The following is a 7,729-nucleotide window of genomic DNA, read 5'->3' as shown; positions in this document are numbered from 1 at the left end:
AGCTGCATTGCTTGACAAGAACGTGCGCGCCAGTATCGCCGACGCGCTGAACTCATGGAACCGTGAGTCCGTTGCACAGCGCGTAGCCGACTCCGAACGATTGCGTACAAAATTTTTGGACCGCTTTCCCATTGCTAGCTGGCATGAGATGCCGTTGGCCGACTACGCGCTTGGCCAAAACACTCAGGACACGGTCTGCTGGTGGATGGAGTACAAGCCCGGCCTCGCGCCAAGCATGAAAGGCGGCTCTGCCCACAAGCACTTGATGTTCCGTTCCAGGAACGGATCGTGGAACTTCCCCAATGAATACGATTCAGTAGAGGCTGCGTGGAACGCCATTCGTGAAGGCTTTGCTCAGATGCTCGACCTCGCCACTCAGGGCCAGTACGAAGATGCCGACGACATCAAGGTCCTCACTGGAGCTCCTGCGCTACGGACAAAGCTGCTGTTCACCTACTTTCCGAATGATCTTGTGCCCGTCTCATCTAAGGCTGATATCGACTACCACCTCCGTGCGGTTGGCCAAGATACGCCTGCTGCATCGGTTGTCCGAGCAAATCTGCAATTATTGAACAGCCTTCGTTCAATCCCGGAACTGTCAGGTCTGTCTACTCTGGAACTGGGATTCTTTTTGTATCACTGGAACAGCCCTCGCCAGTCCAGCAGAGTGGTGAAGATTGCGCCTGGCGAACTGGGCAAGTTCTGGGATGAGTGTCACAACAATGGCTACATCTGTGTTGGGTGGGACGACGTCGGCGACCTGTCCCAGTTCGAGAGCAAAGACACATTCCGCGACGAGTTCCGGAATCACTACCCGTACAACGGCGTCGAACAACAAGTCAGCCGCAAAGCCAACGAACTATGGACACTCAGGGAGTTACAACCCGGCGATCGAGTGATCGCAAACCGCGGCACCACCGAAGTTCTCGGCATTGGCACCGTCAACGACGTCGGGTACGTCTGGCGGACCGACCGTGAAGTGTTTCGACACACGCTCGGGGTCGATTGGGACACCACCAAGGCTGGCCCCATCGCCCCGGTGAAAGCCTGGGCGACCACCACAGTCTCCAAAGTGCCCGCCACCCTGTCTCGACAGATTTTGGGCACAAGAGTCGTCACTAAGCCTGTCGAATCTGATCAGCAATACGTTGACATCGAGGATGCTCTCCGGCGGCGCGGCCAGGTCGTGCTCTTTGGTCCACCTGGGACCGGTAAGACATACCTTGCTGATCGCGCAGCGATCTGGCTACTCGAAGGCGGCAAAGAAAGCGAAACCGCAAACGCGATGCTAGGCGACGAACACGAAATCGCCGCGCGCCGAGCAGCGCTTAGCAGGACACCCGCCGGGCGAACTACGGCGGCCCGGCTAACCAGAGTGACCTTCCATCCCTCCTACTCCTACGAAGACTTCATCGAAGGTTTCCGTCCGCAGCAATCAGACAACGGCACTATGCAACTCGTCCTTACAGACGGCACATTCAAGAAAGTATGCGAAGCCGCTAGGTCTGATCTAAAGAACCGGTACATCGTGCTGATCGACGAGCTCAACCGTGGCAATATCCCCAAGATTTTTGGCGAACTCATCACCCTGATCGAAAAGGACAAACGCGGCCTGACCGTACAGCTACCTCAAAGCGGGGATCAATTCTCGGTTCCCGAAAATGTTCTCATCATCGGGACCATGAACACCGCCGACCGCAGCATCCACCTGTTGGATACGGCATTGCGGCGGCGGTTCCAATTCATCGAACTCATGCCCAACAGCGACCTTTTAGAGGGCACAACGGTCGGCGCGCTAGCACTCGATGCTTTCCTCGACGGACTGAACAACGAAGTGCGAAAGCGCTTCGGCAGGGAGAAGCAGATCGGCCACTCGATGTTCTACCAGGACGGCCAGGTCGTCGACACACCAGAACAATTCGCGTCGATGTTCCGATATGAGTTGTTGCCGCTACTGCAAGAGTACCTCTACGACGACTATCGAGCTCTGGCCGATCTACTTGGCGGAGTGATCGATGCAGAGGCTCAGCGGATAGCTGAAATCGCCAGCGACGCTGACGCACTCTGTGCCGAGTTGGCGGTCAAATTCGGATCAGCATCGGCCTAGTGGTGTTCGAGACCGTTGAACTTGTGGAGTACGAGTCTCGGAGGGTTCGAACAGCTGCACCATCGCCCGACGATCTGGCACTAGCTGAACGCCTCGCACCTCGGGGCGATTTGGATGCTCGGATCACAGTGCGCTGGCTTGCCGGCGGCTTCGTAGATATTGCAGCATCGTCCTGGATCGGAGTTGTTCGGTTCACGAACCTAGAGATCCGAGTCGTACCTAAGCTCGTCGGTGATCCACTCCGAGTCCTGAGAATGCTGGAATACTCCGGAGGCGTGCGACTTTTGGCGCAGCTGCCCATCGAGCGTAGGTTGCCCGCACACGGTTCAGATCTCTTCGAACTGATCGTCATGCTCCTCGTACAGGAGACCCAAACGCTGATTCGAGACGGGCTGATCCGTGACTACCGCAGCGTCGATGACGCCTTGGTAGTCATGCGCGGCCGCCTGCGAATACGCGAACAATTTCTCCAGCGGTACGGGAGTTTTCACAGACTTGAATGTCAGTTCGATGAGTATGACGGCGATATCCCCGAAAACCAGCTACTGGCCGCGGCGCTATCAGCTGCATCGAGGCGGATCCGCGATCCAGAGTTGAAGTCTGAGACTCATGTTCTAACCCATATGTTGGCCGGGGCATGTGAGCCATCCGCTCGCGACACAGCCTGGTATCGCCGCAGGATTCAGTATGGGCGCCGCAACGATCGATATCGGTCTGCCCATGCGCTCGCAACGCTGGTATTGGACGGATTGGCCCTCACCGATCTCTTCAGCCAGTCGTCTGGGTCGGCATCAGCATTCATGCTGAATATGAATGTCGTATTTGAACGATTTGTCTCACGCCTGGTTGCCGATTCATTGACAGGCAGCGGACTACGGGTGTCTGCGCAGGAGTCATTTGGCTCGGTCGCTACAGATGACGTCAACGGACATAGTTACACCCGAATCCGGCCGGATCTGGTCATCGTCGAGATTGACAGTGGCAGAACAGTGCCCATCGACATCAAGTACAAGCTGTACAGCACGAAGAAGTTCAGCCCCGCCGACATATACCAAACCTTCCTCTACGCATACGCGTTAAGTACAGATGCTGAGCATGCACGCGCCGGCCTGATCTACCCGTCGACCAGGATGACAGACGGTCCTGGACTTCGTGTCAACCGCACGGCCGGCTCAGGCCTCGCACACATTCGTGGTTTCGGCCTGGACGTCCCATCTGCACTCGATACGCTGGGCGGTACCGACGAGCCAGCGCTTCGGGAGAACATTGTTTCCGCGATACTCACAATCACCGGATTCACAACGTGATCGCATTGAGCCGCAATGGCCAGTGAGCCAACGATCCGCGAGGGCTGGCTCGCCACGCACCTCCGAACTGTTCTGCACGGCAACGGTTCTCGTGTAATTGATCGCTCGATAGTTGTTTGCCTGCATCGCACCAACGGAGAACGTCGAATTGTGACACTCAATGGCAGGTGGGCCCGGAGGGCTGCTCTTCTTGCTTGTCTACGCCACAGTCACTTTGCGTACCCAGGTACACCTCTGCCGGCATCGGCCTCGGCAGTCGCCAGGTGACGGTGTCCGTAGCGATCGGCTGCTCCCCTCATGTGACACGTAGTCCGCCGGGCCCAAGATTATGTACGGCGGACCGTCGCCGTACACAGAATTCTCGGTTCCGCTTACAAACAGCAAGATGGGCGAACCGGTGGTGCGGTCACCCTTAAAGTCTTCTCAAGCGGCGACCTTCTCCCGGGCCGCCCGGTCCAGCAGCTCGAAGTCCTCCTCGACTTCCCGGAAGTCCGAGAACAGTTTCCGCGCGGTCGATGACAGCTGCTGGTAGCGGTCCCGCACTCCGGTCGCGTGAAGCATCGGCACATCGCCGGATCCTAAGCGGCGATCTCGGCGTGGAGTTCGGCCCGGCAGCGGTGCATTCTGCCAACCGAACCTCGGGTTCACCTCCGTGCCGTTCACGATCTGGCGCAGCAGTTGATGACGGTGTGCAATCGAAATTCGGTGCCGACGAGTGACCAGCCCTGCAGGCCCAGTATCCAGGCGTAGACCTTCTCGAAGGCCGGTGCCGCCTCTTCGTCACCAGGCGGGTATAAGCGCCGCAGGTATCCGGCGTCGCTGGCCGCCCAGCCCTCCGGGTATGCGCGCGGGACCTTCGGGTATCAAACCTCGTCGGCGTGAGCGCACAAACGTGGTCATCCAGGGCGTCGGCGACAGCACCGGCCGAGCACGCTCCTCGATTGCCCTCGACGAAGAAGTGGCCGAGGAAGGGCAGGACCAGGCGTGTCCGCCCCGACCGCGGTGATCGCGTCGTGATCCACAGCCATGAGCGTAAAGAGTCGGGTCGACAACGTCGTGTTTCGCATCCCCGCGACGAACCGTTCGGCGATCGACGCTTCAGCCCAGTTATGGGCGTTCGCGGACTCTACCGGCGGATGGAAAGATGGCCGCCTTCAAGCTGATGCCGGCGTGACATCGCTCGTTCGCTTTGGACAGCCGCGGCGACTCCGGGTCGTCGGTATAGATCCGTATTCTTCGGGGTTGTCTATACCGAGGTGCGTCATGGAACCGGGCCCGTGCGCACCCGGCTCGCGGCCGGAGTCAACGCCCAGCAGCGCCTGTGTCACACCGTTTCTCATCGCGCCGTCGATCACCGAGGGCATTGGACATCGCAGGCTTGCGATGCTCGGACAGCTCGAAAATCGAGAAACTCGCCCCGACCGGCGCCGCGTACGTCCGTATGTTGCATGAACGCCGCGGCGGCGGCGCCGGCTTCGCGCGTCGAGGCCGGTGCCTTCGCATCCGATCCATTCACGTCCACTTCAACTCTCGACAGCTATCTCCACCGGTGCAAGGCTCGACGTGGACACACCCCACGACGATCGGAGCACCATGACGGACACGACGACCGCGGCAGCCGCTGGGACCATCACCATCGGCGACCTGACCGTCAACCGGCTCGGTTTCGGGTCGATGCGGCTTACTGGCAAGGGCGTGTGGGGTCCGCCGGACGACCGCGATGAAGCGATCCGTGTGCTGCGGCGCGCCGTCGAACTGGGCGTTAACTTCATCGACACCGCCGACTCCTACGGCCCCTACGTCGCCGAGGAGCTGATCCGCGAAGCCCTGCACCCCTACGCCGACGACCTCGTCATCGCGACCAAGGCGGGGCTCCTGCGTACCGGGCCAGACGTCTGGGTGCCGCTCGGCAACCCGAGCTATCTGCGGCAGGAGGTCGAGATGAGTCTGCGGCGGCTCGGCGTCGACCGCATTGACCTGCATCAGCTGCACCGCGTCGACCCCAACTTCCCTCTCGAGGACCAGGTCGGCGAGCTGGCGAAGCTGCTGGAAGAAGGCAAGATTCGGCACATCGGACTCTCCGAAGTCGACGTCGACCAACTCGCGGCCGCCCAGAAGGTCGCGCCGATCGTCTCGGTGCAGAACCTCTACAACCTCACAACCCGCACCGCCGAACCGCTGCTCGACGAAGCCGAGAAGCAGGGCATCGCGTTCATCCCGTGGTTTCCGTTGGCGGCGGGCCCGCTCGCCGACACCGACGGCCCGCTTGGCTTGCTGGCTTCCGACCACGGCGCCAGCCCGTCGCAGCTCGCGCTGGCCTGGCTGCTCAAGCGTTCGCCCGTCATCGTGCCGATTCCCGGCACCTCACGCGTCGACCACCTCGAACCCAACGTCGCCGCCGCGGGCATCGAACTCACCGACGAGGAGTTCCAGGCCATCGACGCCGCGACCGGCGGCTCGTAACGCCCAGCCGGTTTGGGGCAGCCCTAAGCCGTCTCGAACTGACCGTTGCGCAGTCGTTCCATCGCTCGGCCATCGACCAACTCGGACCGGTCCTCCGGATGCGACCAGTAGTGGCGAACCATCCAGTACAGCGTCGCCCCGCCGGGGACGTAGAAGTCCAAGCCGTCGAGAACCTTCTCGTCGCCCTCCCGCAAGCGGAGCACGACCGCCCTGATGGTCTTCTGCTCTTCGGTCCTGTCCGTCACCTCTACGACCTCGTCCCACCGAACGAACTCGGTCTTTACGACATTCGCCATCTCGACCCCATCCGGCGCCAACTCGACGTACGCCACACCCCCGCGTTGCCACAGCGTGTACAACGCTGCCAAGTTGAATAGTCCCGCGAAGACCGTCAGGCAGAAGGCCCAGATGGCTTGCCCTCGCGACATGGGCAGATCCAAGGTCCCGAAACGGATGGCGACCGCCATCGCCAGCATCGTCGCGGCGCCGACCCCCAGTCCGAAGACGAAGGTCCCTGCCACCCAGCGGTCCAGCAACATCACCGTGCCCGTGGACGCATGTTCTGCTCGGAGCGTCGTCCAACCTCGGTGGACGAATTGCAGAGCCACGACAACGATCAACGGGAACAATCCGAATCCAAAGAGCATGATGGCAGTCGGATAACTTCCGCGGACCATTAGACACACCGCGTAGACCTCCGGGGGGACGGAGAGGCACAGCCCGGCGACCGTAGCGAGCAGGACCCGGCGCTCAGCCCGCGCCCATCCAGGCGGCTCCGGCATCCTCAGTACGGACACAAGACATCCCCGAGCTTCTTGCCCAACTCGCCGAAGCCGTATCCGCCGATCAGGGCCCCGCCCGCCGCGAAGGCCGGAACGGTGACCGGAGCCAGCGGAAGGAAGGTGGTGCCCATCGCGGCACCTCCCTCGGCACCCGACCATCCCCCAGCTCCGCCGCCGACACCACCGAATGCGGCGATGCACGCGTCCCGGCCCGACTCCGCCATCACCATGTCGAACACGGTCGTCGCGACGCCGAGGGCCGGCCCACCGAATTTGGCTGCTCTCCCGACCTTTTCAACCGTCTCATCCGTCAACATCGGCAGGCTACCCCCGTTGGCCACGTGCTTCTCGAGGCCCGACAATGCCGATCCAGCTCCCAGCGACATGTTGTCGATCAACTCCACCGGAACCGATCGATGTCGCCCGCCGGCCGTCGTGAACCCGGCGGTGCGGTACCCCGTCGGGTCCATCGACATCGTGAAGTTCGACCCGTCCGGCCACGTGACGGACGTGTAGTCGCAGTCGGTTCCGAGGTCATGCCACGAGCTGGACTCGGAGATCTCGTTGCCGTCCTCGTCGTACTGCTCGACGGAGATGAAGTTCTGCTTGCTGGGCCAGTCGAACGGGTCCCTCTTCGTGATCACCTGCTTGCTGCCGTCCTGCATGACCACTGTCGTCACCTCTTCGCCGTACGAGTTCTCCGACTCGATGACCTCGCGCACCGAGATCGCCATGTCGCCGTTGCGCAGAGCCTGTTGGTCGAGCAGTCCGATCGGGTCTCGTGGGTCGGGGACCTGGTCGCGCGGCCGTCCGGCCGCCGTCGGAATCGCGAAGGGGTCCCCGGACGGCTCCGCTTCCACAAAGCCGAAGTGTTGACCGGCCGCAGCAACGGCGTTCGCCAGATTCTGGTCGGTATCGCCGACGGCGGTCAGCAGCGTGTTGATCTCGCTCTGCTCCTCGGCCGCCAGCTTCTGCAATCGCGCGAGAACGTCCGCGGACATCCGCAGCGGATCGATGAGAACCGCCCACTGGTCGCTGACGGTGAGCGGGCCGGCGTCGACCTGATCTGC

General features: G+C 61.5%; 4 protein-coding genes and 2 pseudogenes. 3 read left to right on the top strand and 3 right to left on the bottom strand.

Going from position 1 to position 7,729, the window contains the following annotated elements; translation table 11 throughout:
- Nucleotides 1–7: 7 nt before the first annotated feature.
- Together FZ046_RS10605 and FZ046_RS10600 are read left to right on the top strand one after the other, a co-directional pair.
- Nucleotides 8–2,107, top strand: coding sequence for an McrB family protein (locus FZ046_RS10605; RefSeq protein WP_125939648.1), 2,100 nt, complete (start codon nt 8–10; stop codon nt 2,105–2,107).
- Nucleotides 2,107–3,414 (top strand): McrC family protein, encoded by a 1,308-nt coding sequence (locus FZ046_RS10600; RefSeq protein ID WP_170292419.1) that lies wholly within the window; start codon nt 2,107–2,109, stop codon nt 3,412–3,414. Before FZ046_RS10605 ends, FZ046_RS10600 begins: the two co-directional genes overlap by 1 nt.
- A gap of 157 nt (nt 3,415–3,571) precedes the next feature.
- On the opposite strand, the pseudogene FZ046_RS28310 reads toward FZ046_RS10600, so the two are convergent.
- Nucleotides 3,572–3,819 (bottom strand): annotated as a pseudogene (locus FZ046_RS28310) (hypothetical protein); the annotation flags it as partial.
- A 21-nt stretch (nt 3,820–3,840) separates the two neighbouring features.
- Nucleotides 3,841–4,438: pseudogene (locus tag FZ046_RS28155) on the bottom strand (DUF3375 family protein); the annotation flags it as partial.
- Nucleotides 4,439–5,007: 569 nt separating this feature from the next.
- Here FZ046_RS28155 and FZ046_RS10590 point away from each other — a divergent pair.
- Nucleotides 5,008–5,877 carry an aldo/keto reductase gene (locus FZ046_RS10590; protein ID WP_070351369.1) on the top strand — a complete coding sequence of 290 codons (870 nt, stop codon included), beginning with the start codon at nt 5,008–5,010 and terminating at the stop codon, nt 5,875–5,877.
- 23 nt (nt 5,878–5,900) lie between these two features.
- Here the strand turns inward: FZ046_RS10590 and FZ046_RS10585 are convergent, their stop codons facing one another.
- On the bottom strand, nt 5,901–6,524 hold the full coding sequence (locus tag FZ046_RS10585) for a PH domain-containing protein (protein WP_125939647.1): 624 nt from the start codon (nt 6,522–6,524) through the stop codon (nt 5,901–5,903).
- Nucleotides 6,525–7,729: the final 1,205 nt, after the last annotated feature.

Source organism: Mycolicibacterium grossiae (genome assembly GCF_008329645.1).
GTDB classification, from domain to species: Bacteria; Actinomycetota; Actinomycetes; order Mycobacteriales; family Mycobacteriaceae; genus Mycobacterium; species Mycobacterium grossiae.
This window is presented reverse-complemented; position numbering and strand designations above follow the sequence as displayed.

What these genes read in the sequence shown, in the direction of transcription:
- FZ046_RS10590 (WP_070351369.1), top strand. Translation starts at nt 5,008, where the DNA reads ATGACGGACACGACGACCGCGGCAGCCGCTGGGACCATCACCATCGGC.
- FZ046_RS10585 (WP_125939647.1), bottom strand. Translation starts at nt 6,524, where the DNA reads ATGCTCTTTGGATTCGGATTGTTCCCGTTGATCGTTGTCGTGGCTCTG.